Raw genomic sequence first — 14,502 nt, 5'->3', positions numbered from 1 at the left:
TTCGAAGGTTCGTGGCTGTGTCCTGAATCGATTCTGAGGTGACGATCAATGAAGATCTTCCGTTTCTTTACCGGCGCGATGGCGGCTCTTGCCCTGGTGGGCGGTTTGGCGGCTGCTGAGCCGGCTGTCGCGCGTGATCGCCTGTCGCCGGGCGCTGCCGCTGCTCTCGGTGTTTTGGGCGGTCTTGCCGTTGGCGGAGCGATTGCCGCTTCGCAGGCCCCTGTGTATGCAGCTCCCCCGCCGCGCGTTTACGCGCCGCCTCCGCCGCCCCAGCCAGTGTATTACGCCCCCGCGCCGGAGCCGACCTATTATCCGCCGCCGCCCCCTCCGCCGGTCTATGTGGAGCAGAGCTGCTTCTCGGAGCGCTACAGCGAGTGGGTTCCGGGTTGGGGCTGGCAGCCACGTCGGCGCACGGTTTGCCGGTAACTGAATCAAAAAGGCCCGCCTCGGCGGGCCTTTTCTTTTAAGGGCTTTAGGCCTTGTCCGGCTTTTCCATCCAGCGGATCAGCGGCATGATGGGCAGAACCCAGGCCAAGCCCAGGATGATATAGAACAGCGTCTGCACCAGTTTCGGCGCCTCGATGATGCGGCTTTCGGCAAGCGCCATTGCCAGCGGCGCGTAGATGGCGACGAAGGCGAGCATCAGGATTGTTCCGATCAGCTTGCGGTTTCGTTTGCTCATAAAGACTTTTTACCCTGAATTCCCGGCCAATGTGAAAGATGCGTCACCGGCAGTCGTTGCTTCGCCTCGATTGCGCATCTATGGGACAGGCCGTATCTCGGGTTCAAGCCCAAAGTATGAATGAGGGTCAGCATGGCTGTCGCAGCCGCCAATCGGGTAGGGGATCTGCCCGCTATGTCCAGACAGCCGAATTTGGCTCCTGTCCGAACCTGGCTTTACATTCTGGCTGCGCTCGTCGTGGTCATGGTCGCGGTCGGCGGTGCGACGCGGCTCACCGGCTCCGGCCTGTCGATAACCGAGTGGAAGCCGGTCACGGGAGCCATTCCGCCGCTCTCCGAGCAGGCCTGGATGGCGGAATTCGAGAAATACCGGCAGATCCCGCAATATGAACTCGTCAACAAGGGCATGACGCTCTCCGAGTTCAAGTTCATCTACGCCTGGGAATGGGGACACCGGCAGCTCGGGCGGCTGATCGGGTTTGTGTTCTTCCTGCCGCTGATCTGGTTCTGGGCGCGCGGAACCATCAAGGGCAAACTGGCGCTGACGCTGATCGGTATTGGCGCGCTCGGTGGCCTTCAGGGCGCTATCGGCTGGATCATGGTGGCATCGGGGCTCGAGCCCGGAATGACGGCTGTCGCCCCAATCAAGTTGGCGCTTCACCTCACCGTCGCGAGCGTCATCTTCGCGTGCCTGGTCTCCGTTGCCGCGGGCCTCAAGGGCACCGATGCGCAAGAGCGTCCCGGTGTGAAGAATTCCGCCCGCGTTCTCGTCGCCCTCGTCTTTCTTCAGATCGCTCTTGGCGGTCTCGTCGCGGGGGCGAAGGCGGGGCTGACCTACAACACCTGGCCGCTGATGGACGGCAGCCTGATCCCGCCGACCTCGGCCTTGTTCTCCGTTACGCCGTGGATCGAGAACTTTGTCGACAACGTCCTCCTCGTGCAGTTCAACCACCGCCTCGTCGCCTATGCGATTGTCGCCTTCGCGCTCTGGCACGCATGGAATCTGCAGCGGCATACCGGGGGATCGAAAGCCGCCCGCCGCGCCACCGCTCTTGCCGGGATGACGCTTGCGCAAATGGTGCTCGGCATCGTCACCCTGCTTCTGGTCGTGCCGCTCTGGGCGGGATTGCTGCACCAGGTTTTCGCGATGGTCGTGCTCGGCATGGCGGTCGCTCATGCGCGGGTGAGCGCCCCTTAAGTTCCAGCTTTCTAAGTGCGTTTGGGGAGGAAGAGGCCGGGAACCGCGTGGTAGAGCGCGTTCAGGGCAAACCCCATGAACATCAGGCCGGACACGCGGGTGATCGGCACCTCATAGCGGCGATAGGTACGCCGCACCGCGCTCGCGCCGATGATGGCGACGAGAATCGCGTAAGCGAGCACGCCGCCGAGGCAGCTTGCGAGAACAAGGGCGGGGAGCATCCCCCAGGTGAGCGTGGCAGCTTTTGCCGAGAGCAGCGCCGTCAGCGTTGCGACCGCGACAGGATAGGCCTTCGGATTGGTCATGCCGAAAGTCAGTCCGTGCAGGAGGGGCTTGCGAACGGGAATATCGAGCTTGCCGTCCTCCGAGCGCTTCACACGCACGGCGCGCCAGCCCAGCCAGAACAGGTAAAGCCCGCTCACGGTGCCGAGGATGTCGAACACGAGCGAGCCGAAGGTCGTGACGCCGATGATGGCGATCAGGGCCAGGGCGGACCACAGCACATCGCCTGCCAGATGGCCGATCAGGAAGGCCGCACCGGCTCGCCGCCCGCGATCCGCCCCGATGCCGAGAACGGCAAGAACCCCGGGCCCCGGCGTGATGCCATAGACGAAACCGGCGAAGACAGCGGAAAGAACGAGCGAAAGATCCATGGCGCGAATCCGAAAAACAGGCCGTGGTTTTCTTGTAGCCGCGACGTCCGGCTTTTCGAAAGCGCTGCTTTCTGTGGATAGTCTCGCGTTTGAATGGAACCCGCTGCCCACGTTCGCGCTTAGCTTGTCATGAGCAGAGCATTTACAAAAGAAACCGAAGGTGGAGAGGCGTTCGAGGACTTGCCCGACCGTCCTCTTTCTCCGCACCCGAATTTCGTGACCCCTCAGGGCCTCGAGCAGATCGAGGCGGAGTTGGTTCGCCTGCAGGACGCGCGGGCTGCCGCGCAGAGCGCCAATGACAGCGCGGCTCTCGCGAATGCTACGCGGGATTTGCGCTATTGGACGGCACGGCGCGCCTCGGCGCAGGTCATCGAGCCCCCGGAGAACATTGACGAAGTTCACTTCGGCTCGACTGTGGTTCTCCATAGGAACGATGGCAAAACGCTCACATATCGCATCGTCGGCGAGGATGAGGCCGACCCTGTGAAGGGCACGATCTCCTACGTCTCACCGCTTGCGAAGGCTTTGATGCAGAAGCAGGTCGGCGATGTGGCGCAAACAGGCAACGCCGAGGTGGAGATCGTCGCGATCAAGTAGTGCCTCTCAAGTCGGCTTGGCGACCTGTCGGGACGCCATGATGAGCGGGCTTTTCAAGGTGACGATTTCCCGAACGCCGTCTGCCCCGATGATTTCGAAATTCTGGAGCCCGGCGGCGCTTTCGTCGGCATAGAACTCGGATGGGTTCGTGATGGTGTGGTCGAGCCCTTCGAGGGCAATTTCAATCGTGTCCTTGCGCGGATCGTAAACGAGGCCGAGGAACGGCAGCCACCGCGCTTCGGTCTGGTTCCCAAGCTTGGGTGAAACGATCCGCACCTCGGCGACCTTTCCCTCCACGCTTTTCGAAATTCGGTCACAGAAAGCACGCCACTCGTCGCGATTGAGCTTCTGGATGCCCATGACAACCTCCACCGTTGGCATGACAACGCAGGAGCCGCCCGCATGTTCGCGACGGTCTTAAATGACGGAGCGTCCGGGCTCTTTGAGCGTGTCCGCCAGGAAATCGATGAAGACCCTCAGCCTTGCCGCAAGATGGCGACCAGCCGGATAGACGGCCTGGATCGGCGTTGCCGGCGTACGGCAATTCTCCAGGAGCCTCACGAGTCGCCCGGTGGCGATGTCATCTTCGACGTCGCGGATTGACTTCAGAACGACGCCTGCGCCGGCCAATGCCGCCGCATGGGCCGCCTCGCCATCGTTCGTGGTCAGGTTCCCGCTGACATTCACGGCAATCGGATCGGCATTGTCACACTCGAACCGCCAGGTGGAAATCGGCGGGTCTCCGAACACGATGCAATTGTGGTTGGCGAGATCCTGCGGTGCCGTGGGCGTTCCGTGGCGCGCGAGATATGCAGGGGAGGCGCAAACGACGCGGTTATTCGTGGCGAGCACGCGGACCATCAGGTTCGAATCCGGCAGGACGGCTTGGCGAATGGCAAGGTCGATGCCTTGTTGCACGAGATCGACCTGCGTGTCCGAGACCAGCAACTGCACCCGGATATCCGGGTAAAGCTCCTGAAAACGTGGCAGGCAAGGGGCTATCTGCCGACGGGCGAAGGCCGCCGCCGCGCTTACGCGCAACAGGCCGGAGGGCTTTTTCCCGCGATCCCCGATGCTGGCCTGGGCTTCTTCCACATCGGCCAGAATCTGGACGGCGCGCCTGTGAAACTCCAAACCCTCTTCCGTCAGGCTGAGACGCCGTGTCGTGCGGTTGACGAGGCGTGCACCCAACCGCTCTTCAAGGCGGGCAAGGCGCTTGGAGACGACGGCCAGGGACATGCCGAGTTCCCGCGAGGCCGCCGAAAGGCTTCCTGCCGCAACCACCTGGGTGAAGACGCTCATGTCGGTGAGGCTGTCGAGGGGAATCATTATCTACAAATTAGAAAGAGTTCTTTCGCAAACCATAGCATTCTCTCTCAAAATAGAAATGGCTAGCCTCTGTCGCATCATTTCTCACAAAGGAGACAGGGCGTGGCCGGTCTGAACGGTAAGACTATTCTGGTCGTCGGGGGCACATCCGGCATAGGGCTGGCGGCGGCGCAACGCTTCGCCGAGGATGGCGCGAGGGTGGTCGTGGCCTCCCGTTCAGCCACCAATATCGAAGCGGCTGCAAGGGCTCTCGGAAATGGCACGAAAGGACGCGTTCTCGACACGACGGACGACGCCGCTGTCGAGGCCTTTTTCTCCGATGGAACGGTCTATGACCACATTGTCATTTCTGCTGCCAAGACACCGCGCGGCCCGGTCAGGGATCTCGCGCTTGCGGATGCCCAATCGGCGATGAATTCGAAGTTCTGGGGTTCATACCGCACGGTGCGCGCCGCCGTGCGTGCCAATGCGATCTCAAAGCAGGGCTCCGTGACTTTCGTGAGCGGTTTCCTTTCGGTGCGCCCGTCGAAGACGGCGGCCCTGCAAGGGGCGATCAATGCCGCACTGGAAGCGTTGGGCCGTGGGCTTGCTCTCGAACTCGCGCCGATCCGCGTCAACACGGCGTCCCCCGGATTCGTCGACACGCCGTTGTGGGGAGACCAGACCACGCCTGAGCATCAGGCGCTGTTGGCGAAGATGGCCGGGAGCCTGCCTGCGAGCCTTGCCGGCAAGCCCGAGCATGTCGCCATTCAGATCGAGGCCTTCCTGACAAATCCCTACATCACCGGCACGACCGTTCTGGTGGATGGCGGCGGCGCGATCGCGTGATCGCTCCGTTCGAGAGATCGAGGTATCCATGAAACTCAATCCTGCTCTTTTCGCGCTGTCGCTTGGCGCATTCGGCATCGGCGTGACGGAATTCTCGCCGATGGGCCTTCTGCCGATCATCGCCGCCGATCTCGGCGTGTCGATCCCCTCCGCCGGTCTTCTGGTAAGTGCCTACGCCTTTGGCGTGCTGATCGGCGCGCCGTTGCTCACCCTGACCACCGGGCGCGTACCGAGAAAAACCCTGCTGTTCGCCCTGATGGGCCTTTTCACCATCGGGAACTTCTTTTCGGCTATCGCGCCGGGCTACGGCTCGTTGATGGCCGCGCGGATTGTCACGTCCATGTGCCACGGCACGTTCTTCGGCGTGGGCTCCATCGTCGCCGCGAGCGTGGTTTCGCCGGACCGGAAGGCGAGTGCCATCGCGGCCATGTTCATGGGGCTCACCATCGCGAATGTTGGTGGCGTTCCGCTCGCGACATGGGTGGGGCAGCATATCGGATGGCGCGAGGCCTTTATCGGCATTACGGGCCTTGGCATCCTCGCGCTCGTCGCGCTGCATTGGGCGTTGCCCCGGTCCCGCGACGGTGCGGATGTGGACATTGCTCGCGAGGTCGCCGTGCTGCGTCGTCCCGCTGTGGTGATTGCGCTTCTGACGACCGTTCTGAGCTCTGGCGCGATGTTCACGGTCTTCACCTACATTGCGCCGATCCTGCAAGAGGTGACGAAAGAGTCGCCCGGCTTCGTCACGGCGAATCTCGTCATCTACGGACTCGGCCTGACGGTCGGTAATTATCTCGGTGGGCGCTTCGCGGATCGTTCTCTCAATCTCACGCTGGTCGTCGTCCTGACAGCCTTGACCGGCCTGCTTGTGTTGTTCTCGATCACCATGCAATGGCCCATTCCCGCGACGGTCACCATCTTCGCCTGGGGCGTCGCAACCTTCGCCGTCGTGCCGCCCTTGCAGATGCGCGTGATGAGCGTTGCCGCGAGCGCGCCCAACCTCGCGTCCTCCATCAACATTGGGGCGTTCAATTTGGGCAATGCGGTTGGCGCGGCTCTCGGCGGGCAGGTGATCGCGCTGGAACTCGGCTATCCGGCCGTCGCACTGGCAGGAGCCGTCCTCGCGGCGCTCAGCCTCGTCCTCGTTCTTGCCTCGCTCAAGAAGAGTCCCGGACAAAACCTTCGCGCGGCGCGTTCCGTCGGCTAGGCGTGGCTTTGAAGGGCGTTCGTCGTCAGGGTTCCTTGACTTCGCAAATGCCCTTCAGTGCCGTCCATTCCTCGTTCGACAACAGCGGCTCTCCCTCTTTGGTGGGCGTGCGCTTGCTGAACGTCTCAAGCCGCTCTGTGGTGAGAGGGTGGCTTGAGAGCATGGATGGGATGGGGCCATTCTCACCCTTGTCGATCTCGCTGAGCAACAGCCCCATCGGGCGCGGCGAGCGGCCAAGCGCGAGCATGGCCGCGATGGCGTTCTCGTCCGCCTGGCGTTCGGCGTCGCGGGAGTAGGCGCCGTCCATCATCATCCGGGTCGCGAGAATGATCGCGCCGCTGCCGGTGACATCGCCGAAAAGAAGCCCGAGAAGGAACGACGTGCCGCTCGTCTGCATGAGCCGCCGCAATGAATCGCGATGGCGGACATGGCCTATTTCATGGGCAAGCACGCCGGCAATGGCATCGACATTGTCGGCTTTGTCGAGCAGGCCCTTGAAGAGATAGATCCGCCCGCCGGGGAGGGCGATAGCGTTGGGGATCTTCGACGAAATGACCTGGATCTCGGGCGCGATCTTCGAGGGACTGACGCTGGACAACCGCGACGAGAGTTTCGCGAGAGCCGCCGCGCCTGCGGGCGCGTTGCACGTCTTTTCGCCAAGGATGAACTGGATCTGCTTGTCGACTGCGGCGCCGATCTGCTTCTCAACGGAAACCGGCACGAGCGGCGCAGCCTTTTCGGCAAGGATCGGCACCAGAACATATGCGCTGACGATCAGCGATGCGGTTGCCGCAAGAGACCAGAAAACGATCCTGCCGGTGCTTTCCTTCCTCGCCCCGGTGGTGAGGAAGAGACAGTTTCTGAAAACCTCGGCCTGATCGCCGGCATCGGTCACGTCCAGCCGCGCAAGCGAATTCGGGTTTTCCGGCCCCAGACGCAGCACGCCCGGCGCGGCTGGGTGCTGTCGCACCTGATTGCAGGGCCAGGAGGCGATAGTCTCGCCGTCCTCATAGAGATCGAGGCTCGCGGTCGTGACGACGAGCGAGACGACCCTTCGGCGGGCCGTCTTGCCATCATAGAAGACCGCGAGCCCCATTTTCTAAGCCCTAAAGTCCGCCGCCGAAATCGAGCGCATCGGCAAGTCCCTCACCGAGGCTTCCGGAGGGGCCTCCGGCTGCAACGACCTGCTCAAGCGCGTCGAGATTGGCGGCGGCGATGGAGCCCGTGACCAGCGCCCAGAGCCCCCGTGTCAAGAAGTATCGATGAACAATGCCCAAGGTGATGACGAAGGTCAGATAGCCGATAATCGAAATGACAATAGCGACGAAGCTGGCCCAGCCGAAACCCGCCTGAGCGCCGCTCAGCCCCAGCATCTTCGTCATTGCGAAGATGACGGAGGCGGCGAGGAACACCAGCGCGACGGTTAAGAACCAGAACATCGCCTTCACGTAGAGCCAGACCATGTTCCGCTTGCGAAGGTTTGATGAAAGCGCGACATCCGCGAAACGGATGCCCTCGATCAGCCAACGCGAGCGAACGGCGAGAAACGCGGCCGACAGGAAGCTGACGCAGAGAATGGCGAACAACGTAATGAGGAAGATCATGCCGGCCTGATCTTTCGGGTCCAGATGCGTCACGCCCCAAATCGTCAGGCCGAGGACTGCCGCTCCGGTCACGCCGAGAAGCCACAGCCACCACACGCGCTGGAACAGCGCGGAGCCCGTCCCCGCGAAATCGCCCTGGAGGGAGCCGAAATAGGTGTGCCGCATCTTGTACCGCTCGAGAAAAGCGGCGGTCCAGGGATAGGCGAGGCCGAGGGTCAGGAGGACGGGGATGTCGCAAAGGATCGCGCGGAAGGCATAGCCCCAGCCCGAGCCGGTCATCCAGAAACGGATGCCGCGAAAGATCGTGCGCGAGACCTGATAACGCCGGGCGCGATAGGCCCCGAACCGGGCGAGCACGTACAGAATGCCAAAAAGAGGAATGTTCGCGAAAGGCGTTTTCTCTCCCAATACGATCGAGATCGCGAAGTAGACGATGTAAATCGGCACCAGGATCGCGAGTGCAATCAGAAATCCGATCAGGATCTCTTTCGCCGTTCCCGTGTATTCGAGGCTTTCCCCCTCAATCTGTGTGCCGGCCCAAAGGTGCTGGCGGATCTTGGTGATGAGCCAGAAACGGTAGAAGCCGAAGGTCGGGATGAGGAGTAGGCTGCCCTTAAAGAGCATCCGCAGAAAGTCGTCGTCATTGCCCGAGTAGGAAAGCGGAGTCGAAGGGCGCTCCGGTGCGGCGGCGGCGGTCATGGAAGGTCAACCCGATGGAGATAAAATTCCTTAACCAAATATTGTTTCGTTGTCACTGTTCGACTGAGTAACGCTGGGTGTCTTCAGTCTTGCCCTTTCTTCCCCAGCCGGATAACGCGCTTGTCCTGACCATGCGTTCGGAAGGGCGGGGCTTGAGTTTCTTCGATGTCGTTGTGATTGGCGCAGGAGCCGCCGGGATGATGTGCGCGATCGAGGCAGGCAAGCGCGGACGATCCGTGCTGATCCTCGATCATGCCGCCGCGCCCGGCGAGAAGATCCGCATTTCCGGCGGCGGGCGCTGCAATTTCACGAACCTTCACGCATCCCCGGCCAACTACCTCTCGCAAAATCCGGGTTTCTGCATCTCCGCCCTGCGGCGCTACACGCAGCGCGACTTCATCGCCCTCATCGAGAAGCACGGCATCGCCTATCACGAGAAGACGCTGGGTCAGCTCTTCTGCGATAGTTCTGCAAAGCAGATCATCGATCTTCTGGTCGGCGAAATGAAACGCCACGGTGTCGAGTTGCGGCTAGGTACATCCGTCGAGAAGGTGGATCGCTCCGGCGAGAGTTTTGTCCTGCGGCTGGCGAACGATACCGTGCAATGCCGCTCGCTAGTCGTCGCGTCTGGCGGAAAGTCGATCCCGAAAATGGGGGCGACGGGGTTCGGCTATGACATCGCGGAACAATTCGGCCTTCGCCTGACCGAGACACGCCCGGCGCTGGTCCCTCTGACGCTGGAACCGACCATGTTGGATCGATTGACGCCGCTCGCGGGTGTCGCTGTCGATGCGGTCGCAGCGAAGGGCAAAACGCGCTTTGAAGAGGCGATGTTGTTCACCCATCGCGGCTTGAGCGGCCCAGCCATCCTGCAAATCTCGTCTTATTGGCGTGAAGGGGACGAGATCACCATCGATATGGCGCGAGGCGTTGATGTGTTCGAGGCGTTGCGCGCCGCACGGGCTCAAAACGGACGGCAGGCACTTCAGACAGCGCTCGCCGGCATCCTGCCGAAACGCCTCGCGCAACTGATCGCGGAAGAGGAGGGCGGGACACTGAAGAACCTTGCCGATTATTCGGACAAGGCACTCCAACGCATCGCGGCTTCAGTGAAGGATTGGCGCTTCAAGCCCGCAGGTTCGGAGGGGTATCGCACGGCGGAAGTCACCCTCGGCGGCGTCGACACGCGCGATCTCGATTCACGGACGATGGAGGCCAGGAGCGTTCCCGGCCTCTATTTCATTGGCGAGGTAGTGGACGTCACCGGCTGGCTCGGCGGCTATAATTTCCAATGGGCCTGGTCCTCTGGCTGGTGCGCCGGGCAGGCCGCATGAGGAAATCTACCCTTTAGCGCCCGCTGATCTGAAGCTCGCAGCAACCGTTCCAGCCTTGGCGAAGGCGGCCTTCATGTCGGCGGCGCTCAGAGCCAGGGTGGTTTTCAGATCCGTCACACCGCCCCCGGCACCGGCCACGATAGCCGCGACGGCTGCGCCCTCATGGGGGCCTTCGGAAACGACAAGAAAGTCATATTCGCCAAAGGTCATGTAATAGGCGAGGAGCTTGCCGCCGGATTTCGCGAACAGTTGGCTGACTGCTTCTTCACGGTTTTCAGGGTTTGCCAGCATTCCCCGCAGCGCTTCCGATGTGAACCGACCTTGAGTGATGAACAGGGGCACGGCCGCCTCCTTTTTGCGAGGCCGTCTTGATGCCACGAGGCGCGGCATGCCTTGTTGATCGACATCAAGTTTGGCTGCCGAAATGCACCAGAAGCCCTAACGATTCTCCACCTTCTCACGGGCCCGTTCATGCAGCGCGGCGGCTTCGTCGGAGAGGTTCTCCGCGAAGTCGGACATTTCATAGAGCGGGCGGATTTCGATCTCGCTCGGTCCCGGCATCGGGTTTGGACAGCGCTTCACCCATTCCACCGCCTCGGCAAGATCCTTGACTTGCCATAGCCAAAACCCTGCGACGAGTTCGGAGGTCTCGGGGAAGGGGCCCTCGATGATCGTGCGGCCCGAACCCTCGAAGGCGACGCGCTTCCCCTTGGATGACGGCTTGAGTCCTTCGCCTGCCAGAAGGATGCCCGCTTTGGCCAGCTCCTCGTTGAACCTGCCCATTGCTTCCAGCAGTTCCGTCGAAGGCATGATGCCTGTCTCACTGTCCTTCGTCGCCTTCACCAAAACCATGACGCGCATTGCTGGATCTCCCGTGATCGTTGTTCAAAAGGCGAGCTTCTTATTCCTTCTCAAGCGTAAATCCGGCGCGCAGCATGACCTGATAATGGCTCACCTTGCCGCCTTCGACATGGCCGCGTGTTTGCACCACCTCGAACCAGCGCATGTTCCGCACGGTCTTTCCCGCGCGGGAAATGGCTGCTTCGATGGCGCCCTCGATGCTTTGCTTGGAGGAGCCCACGAGTTCCACGATCTTGTAGACATGATCTTCCATGACGACCCTCCTTTGATCTGCGCGGGGAGGGATCTAGCGTCGGTTCGCGTGTCCGCAAGCAAAAGCCCCGGACAACGCCGGGGCTTTGCCGCAATTCCGTTTTGCTGAGGTCAGGTGGAGGCGAGAGCCTGATCGAGATCCGCGATCAGGTCCTCCTTGTCCTCTAGCCCGACGGAGAGGCGCACCACTTCAGGCCCCGCGCCCGCCTGGCGCTTCTGCTCGTCCGTGAGTTGGCGGTGGGTGGTGGAGGCGGGGTGGATTACCAGCGAGCGCGTGTCGCCGATATTGGCGAGGTGCGAGAACAGCTTGAGGTTCGAGACCAGCTTCACGCCCGCCTCGTAGCCACTCTTCAGGCCGAAGGTGAAAACCGCGCCTGCGCCCTTGGGGCAATATTGCTTGGCGAGGTTGTGATAACGGTCGTTCGCAAGGCCGGGATAGCTGACCCAATCGACCTTCGGGTGCTTGGCGAGATGCTCTGCAACGCCGAGCGCGTTGTCGGAATGGCGCTGCATGCGCAGCGGCAGGGTCTCGATGCCGTTGAGGATGAGGAAGGCGTTGAAGGGCGATAGCGCGGGGCCGAGGTCGCGCAGGCCCAGCACCCGGGCGGCGATGGCGAAAGCGAAATTGCCGAAGGTCTCGCCGAGTACGATGCCATTATATTCCGGCCGGGGCTTGGAGAGCATGGGATAGCGCGCGTCGCCCGCGAAGTTGAACGTACCGCCGTCGACGATCAGCCCGCCGATGGAGTTGCCGTGGCCGCCCAGGAATTTCGTGGCCGAGTGCACGATGATGTCCGCGCCGTGTTCGAAGGGGCGGATGAGATAGGGCGAGGCCATCGTGTTATCGACGATGAGCGGGATCTTGTGCTTCCTCGCGATGGCGGCGATGGCCGCGATATCGACGATCACGCCGCCGGGGTTGGCGATGGATTCGATGAAGATCGCCTTCGTCTTGGGCGTGATGGCCGCCTCGAACGTGGAGGGCTCGTCGGAATCCGCCCAGATTACGTTCCAGCCGAAGTTTTTGTAGGAATGGTTGAACTGGTTGATCGAGCCGCCATAGAGCTTCTTGGCCGCCACGAATTCGTCGCCCGGCTGCAAGAGCGTGTGGAACACCAGGAATTCCGCCGCATGGCCCGAGGCCACGGCGAGCGCCGCCGTGCCGCCCTCAAGCGCCGCGACACGCTCCTCCAGAACGGCGTTGGTCGGGTTGCCGATGCGCGAATAGATATTGCCGAAGGCCTGCAAGCCGAAGAGAGAGGCGGCATGGTCCACATCGTCGAACACGAACGAGGTGGTCTGATAGATCGGCGTCGCCCGCGCACCTGTGGTCGGATCGGGCGCTGCGCCCGCGTGGATGGAAAGTGTGCTGAAACCCGGCGCTCGTTCGGACATGTGCCCCTCCCTTGAAAGTATCGTTCTATATAACGAACGAAACTGTTCGCCAGTCAAGGACGAAGGAAGGCTTTCTTTCCGACTGTGCCGCCTACGAGGCTCAAGCGAGCTCGATTTTCGGGCAACGGTCCATCACAACCTTGACGCCCTTGGCCTCGGCCCGCTTCGCGGCCTCGTCATTGCGAACGCCGAGCTGCATCCAGATGGCTTTCGGCGGGGTCTTCAGCGCCAGCGCTTCGTCAACGACATGGCCAGCCGCTTCCGAGTTGCGGAAGATGTCGACCATGTCGATGGGGGTGGGAATGTCCGCCAGCGCGCCATAGACCTGTTGGTCCAGAAGGGTCTGCCCGGCGAGGCCCGGATTGACCGGGATGACATGGTAGCCGCGCTGGAGCAGGAAATTCATGACTTGCCAACTCGCCCGCTCCGCGTTCTGCGATGCGCCGACGAGCGCGATGGTTTTCACACTGGCGAGGATGCCGGGGATATAGTCGTTGGGGTAATTGTCGTGGTTCATGGAACGAACCTATGAAAGAAGGCCGCGCATTTCAACAAAGCGAGCGTAGATGGCCCACGCCCCCGTCATGACCCGCCAGGAAGTCGAGGACTTTCTCGACCGGGAGTTCCCGCAGCTTCACCATGATGGGCGTAGCTTTCATGTGGAAGAGGTGGGGCCGATGTCCGCGCGCATGAGGCTCGATGCCCACGAGCGTCATCTGCGCCCCGGTGAGACGATCTCCGGGCCTGCGATGATGACCCTGGCCGACGTCGCGCTCTATGCGGCGATCCTCGCCCAGATCGGTCCCGTGGGCCTCGCGGTAACGACGAGCCTCAACTTCAACTTCCTGCGAAAGCCGAAACTCGCCCCGTTGATCGCCGATGTCCGCCTGCTCAAACTCGGCAAGCGGCTCGCGGTCGGGGAGGTGTCGCTTTATTCGCAGGGCGAGGCGGAAGTCGTCTGCCACGCCACAGGGACGTATTCGATTCCGGACCGGCGCTAACAGCCAGTTTGAAAGTACAGACCTCATCCTGAGGGCAGGCTTTTAGCCTGCGTCTCGAAGGATGTTCCGGTGTCCGCTGGAGACGCCTCGCCCTTCGAGACGGCCTGACGGCCTCCTCAGGGTGAGGCTTCGGGATTTATCTGAGAGGATCAGGCCCCTTTCGGCGGAACCAGCGCATCGTCGATCTCCCGCGCGCGGATAGCCGCCGGGCGGGAGGCGATGCGTTTCCAGTAGGTCTCGAAGGCTGGGCGCTTTTCGAGCGTGCCGAACATCATGCCCCAACCGATCTGAGAGCCGACATAGACATCCGCCGCCGTGAAGCTGTCGCCCGCGATGTATTCTGACTGGGATACCGCGTATTCCAATGCGTCGACGGTTTGCTCGACGCTGCCGTATCCGATCATTCCACTCCGTTCGGCGGGAACCTCGAAGCCGAACGCCTTGTTGCTCAGGGCTGCCTCGACAGGGCCTGCCGCGAAGAACATCCAGCGATAATAAGGGCCGCGTCTTGCGCTTCCGTGCGCCGGTGCCAGACCGGCATTGGGGAAGGCGTCCGCGAGATAAGCGCAGATTGCTGCCGCCTCCGTCACCACAGTATCGCCATGCCGTATCGCCGGAACCTTGCCCATCGGGTTCACCGCGAGATAGGCCGGGTCCTTCATCGTCGTCCCGAAATCCAGAAGTTCCGTGCGATAAGGGTGCCCAAGCTCCTCGAGCATCCAGCGGGCGATGCGCCCGCGCGACATCGGATGGGTGTAGAAGACGAGTTCGTCGCTCATGTTTGTTTCCTCTCCTGGCAGCAGGAACGTTATGCGGCCCTGAGATGCGCCGCAACGAGAGACAGAAAGATGATGGTATTAAAA

Annotated in this window: 19 protein-coding genes; 7 read left to right on the top strand and 12 right to left on the bottom strand. The window is 61.9% G+C overall.

The features are described 5' to 3' along the window. The first annotated feature begins 48 nt into the window (after positions 1 to 48). The gene (locus tag DQW91_RS10320) at positions 49 to 426 is read left to right on the top strand and encodes a hypothetical protein (RefSeq protein ID WP_112663557.1); all 378 of its coding nucleotides are present in this window, start codon (positions 49 to 51) and stop codon (positions 424 to 426) included. Positions 427 to 472: 46 nt separating this feature from the next. Here the strand turns inward: DQW91_RS10320 and DQW91_RS10315 are convergent, their stop codons facing one another. Then, complete coding sequence (locus tag DQW91_RS10315) at positions 473 to 682, bottom strand: DUF2842 domain-containing protein (RefSeq protein ID WP_112663556.1); 210 nt, start codon at positions 680 to 682, stop codon at positions 473 to 475. Positions 683 to 814: 132 nt separating this feature from the next. Here DQW91_RS10315 and DQW91_RS10310 point away from each other — a divergent pair, with 132 nt between their 5' ends. After that, complete coding sequence (locus DQW91_RS10310; protein WP_112663555.1) at positions 815 to 1,879, top strand: COX15/CtaA family protein; 1,065 nt, start codon at positions 815 to 817, stop codon at positions 1,877 to 1,879. An 11-nt stretch (positions 1,880 to 1,890) separates the two neighbouring features. On the opposite strand, the gene DQW91_RS10305 is transcribed toward DQW91_RS10310, so the two are convergent. Further along, positions 1,891 to 2,532 (bottom strand): LysE family translocator, encoded by a 642-nt coding sequence (locus tag DQW91_RS10305; RefSeq protein WP_112663554.1) that lies wholly within the window; start codon positions 2,530 to 2,532, stop codon positions 1,891 to 1,893. 129 nt (positions 2,533 to 2,661) lie between these two features. On the opposite strand from DQW91_RS10305, the gene greA reads away from it, so the two are divergent. Next, positions 2,662 to 3,129 (top strand): transcription elongation factor GreA, encoded by a 468-nt coding sequence (greA, locus tag DQW91_RS10300; RefSeq protein WP_112663553.1) that lies wholly within the window; start codon positions 2,662 to 2,664, stop codon positions 3,127 to 3,129. Between the two features lie 6 nt (positions 3,130 to 3,135). Here the strand turns inward: greA and DQW91_RS10295 are convergent, their stop codons facing one another. Further along, positions 3,136 to 3,489: a DUF5335 family protein gene (locus DQW91_RS10295; RefSeq protein ID WP_112663552.1), complete on the bottom strand. Its 354-nt coding sequence runs from the start codon at positions 3,487 to 3,489 to the stop codon at positions 3,136 to 3,138. A 57-nt stretch (positions 3,490 to 3,546) separates the two neighbouring features. Beyond that, entirely contained in the window at positions 3,547 to 4,458 is a 912-nt protein-coding gene (locus DQW91_RS10290; RefSeq protein ID WP_198411838.1) for a LysR family transcriptional regulator, read from the bottom strand. A gap of 102 nt (positions 4,459 to 4,560) precedes the next feature. Here DQW91_RS10290 and DQW91_RS10285 point away from each other — a divergent pair, with 102 nt between their 5' ends. Together DQW91_RS10285 and DQW91_RS10280 are read left to right on the top strand one after the other, a co-directional pair. Next, on the top strand, positions 4,561 to 5,286 hold the full coding sequence (locus DQW91_RS10285; RefSeq protein ID WP_112663551.1) for an SDR family oxidoreductase: 726 nt from the start codon (positions 4,561 to 4,563) through the stop codon (positions 5,284 to 5,286). Between the two features lie 28 nt (positions 5,287 to 5,314). Continuing rightward, positions 5,315 to 6,493: an MFS transporter gene (locus DQW91_RS10280; protein ID WP_112663550.1), complete on the top strand. Its 1,179-nt coding sequence runs from the start codon at positions 5,315 to 5,317 to the stop codon at positions 6,491 to 6,493. A 25-nt stretch (positions 6,494 to 6,518) separates the two neighbouring features. Here the strand turns inward: DQW91_RS10280 and DQW91_RS10275 are convergent, their stop codons facing one another. Next, entirely contained in the window at positions 6,519 to 7,589 is a 1,071-nt protein-coding gene (locus DQW91_RS10275; protein ID WP_112663549.1) for a M48 family metallopeptidase, read from the bottom strand. A 10-nt stretch (positions 7,590 to 7,599) separates the two neighbouring features. Beyond that, positions 7,600 to 8,796, bottom strand: coding sequence for a YjgN family protein (locus DQW91_RS10270; RefSeq protein ID WP_112663548.1), 1,197 nt, complete (start codon positions 8,794 to 8,796; stop codon positions 7,600 to 7,602). A gap of 152 nt (positions 8,797 to 8,948) precedes the next feature. Between DQW91_RS10270 and DQW91_RS10265 the strand changes: the two genes are divergently transcribed. Beyond that, positions 8,949 to 10,130 (top strand): BaiN/RdsA family NAD(P)/FAD-dependent oxidoreductase, encoded by a 1,182-nt coding sequence (locus DQW91_RS10265; RefSeq protein ID WP_112663547.1) that lies wholly within the window; start codon positions 8,949 to 8,951, stop codon positions 10,128 to 10,130. Positions 10,131 to 10,136: 6 nt separating this feature from the next. Here the strand turns inward: DQW91_RS10265 and DQW91_RS10260 are convergent, their stop codons facing one another. The 5 genes from DQW91_RS10260 to DQW91_RS10240 form a co-directional block, all read right to left on the bottom strand. Beyond that, a complete protein-coding gene (locus DQW91_RS10260; RefSeq protein WP_157961410.1) occupies positions 10,137 to 10,472 on the bottom strand; it encodes a GYD domain-containing protein in 336 nt (111 codons plus the stop codon). Positions 10,473 to 10,568: 96 nt separating this feature from the next. Beyond that, a complete protein-coding gene (locus DQW91_RS10255; protein ID WP_112663543.1) occupies positions 10,569 to 10,991 on the bottom strand; it encodes a YciI family protein in 423 nt (140 codons plus the stop codon). A 40-nt stretch (positions 10,992 to 11,031) separates the two neighbouring features. Continuing rightward, entirely contained in the window at positions 11,032 to 11,244 is a 213-nt protein-coding gene (locus tag DQW91_RS10250) for a dodecin (protein WP_112663541.1), read from the bottom strand. Positions 11,245 to 11,354: 110 nt separating this feature from the next. Beyond that, positions 11,355 to 12,638: an O-acetylhomoserine aminocarboxypropyltransferase gene (locus tag DQW91_RS10245; RefSeq protein ID WP_112663539.1), complete on the bottom strand. Its 1,284-nt coding sequence runs from the start codon at positions 12,636 to 12,638 to the stop codon at positions 11,355 to 11,357. Between the two features lie 100 nt (positions 12,639 to 12,738). Beyond that, positions 12,739 to 13,155: a CoA-binding protein gene (locus tag DQW91_RS10240; RefSeq protein WP_112663537.1), complete on the bottom strand. Its 417-nt coding sequence runs from the start codon at positions 13,153 to 13,155 to the stop codon at positions 12,739 to 12,741. A gap of 49 nt (positions 13,156 to 13,204) precedes the next feature. On the opposite strand from DQW91_RS10240, the gene DQW91_RS10235 reads away from it, so the two are divergent. Then, entirely contained in the window at positions 13,205 to 13,639 is a 435-nt protein-coding gene (locus tag DQW91_RS10235; RefSeq protein WP_112663536.1) for a PaaI family thioesterase, read from the top strand. Positions 13,640 to 13,788: 149 nt separating this feature from the next. On the opposite strand, the gene DQW91_RS10230 is transcribed toward DQW91_RS10235, so the two are convergent. Further along, positions 13,789 to 14,418, bottom strand: a complete 630-nt coding sequence (locus DQW91_RS10230) for a glutathione S-transferase family protein (RefSeq protein WP_112663534.1) — start codon at positions 14,416 to 14,418, stop codon at positions 13,789 to 13,791. Between the last annotated feature and the right edge of the window lie 84 nt (positions 14,419 to 14,502).

Source organism: Microvirga flavescens (assembly GCF_003290125.1).
GTDB lineage: Bacteria > Pseudomonadota > Alphaproteobacteria > Rhizobiales > Beijerinckiaceae > Microvirga > Microvirga flavescens.
Note: the sequence above shows the minus strand (reverse complement) of the source record. Positions and strands in the feature narration are given on the sequence as shown.

Bases quoted from the DNA above. Each gene is read 5' to 3' on its own strand.
- DQW91_RS10320 (WP_112663557.1), top strand. From the start codon at position 49: ATGAAGATCTTCCGTTTCTTTACCGGCGCGATGGCGGCTCTTGCCCTG.
- DQW91_RS10315 (WP_112663556.1), bottom strand. From the start codon at position 682: ATGAGCAAACGAAACCGCAAGCTGATCGGAACAATCCTGATGCTCGCC.
- DQW91_RS10310 (WP_112663555.1), top strand. From the start codon at position 815: ATGGCTGTCGCAGCCGCCAATCGGGTAGGGGATCTGCCCGCTATGTCC.
- DQW91_RS10305 (WP_112663554.1), bottom strand. From the start codon at position 2,532: ATGGATCTTTCGCTCGTTCTTTCCGCTGTCTTCGCCGGTTTCGTCTAT.
- greA (WP_112663553.1), top strand. From the start codon at position 2,662: ATGAGCAGAGCATTTACAAAAGAAACCGAAGGTGGAGAGGCGTTCGAG.
- DQW91_RS10295 (WP_112663552.1), bottom strand. From the start codon at position 3,489: ATGGGCATCCAGAAGCTCAATCGCGACGAGTGGCGTGCTTTCTGTGAC.
- DQW91_RS10290 (WP_198411838.1), bottom strand. From the start codon at position 4,458: ATGATTCCCCTCGACAGCCTCACCGACATGAGCGTCTTCACCCAGGTG.
- DQW91_RS10280 (WP_112663550.1), top strand. From the start codon at position 5,315: ATGAAACTCAATCCTGCTCTTTTCGCGCTGTCGCTTGGCGCATTCGGC.
- DQW91_RS10275 (WP_112663549.1), bottom strand. From the start codon at position 7,589: ATGGGGCTCGCGGTCTTCTATGATGGCAAGACGGCCCGCCGAAGGGTC.
- DQW91_RS10270 (WP_112663548.1), bottom strand. From the start codon at position 8,796: ATGACCGCCGCCGCCGCACCGGAGCGCCCTTCGACTCCGCTTTCCTAC.
- DQW91_RS10255 (WP_112663543.1), bottom strand. From the start codon at position 10,991: ATGCGCGTCATGGTTTTGGTGAAGGCGACGAAGGACAGTGAGACAGGC.
- DQW91_RS10250 (WP_112663541.1), bottom strand. From the start codon at position 11,244: ATGGAAGATCATGTCTACAAGATCGTGGAACTCGTGGGCTCCTCCAAG.
- DQW91_RS10245 (WP_112663539.1), bottom strand. From the start codon at position 12,638: ATGTCCGAACGAGCGCCGGGTTTCAGCACACTTTCCATCCACGCGGGC.
- DQW91_RS10240 (WP_112663537.1), bottom strand. From the start codon at position 13,155: ATGAACCACGACAATTACCCCAACGACTATATCCCCGGCATCCTCGCC.
- DQW91_RS10235 (WP_112663536.1), top strand. From the start codon at position 13,205: ATGGCCCACGCCCCCGTCATGACCCGCCAGGAAGTCGAGGACTTTCTC.
- DQW91_RS10230 (WP_112663534.1), bottom strand. From the start codon at position 14,418: ATGAGCGACGAACTCGTCTTCTACACCCATCCGATGTCGCGCGGGCGC.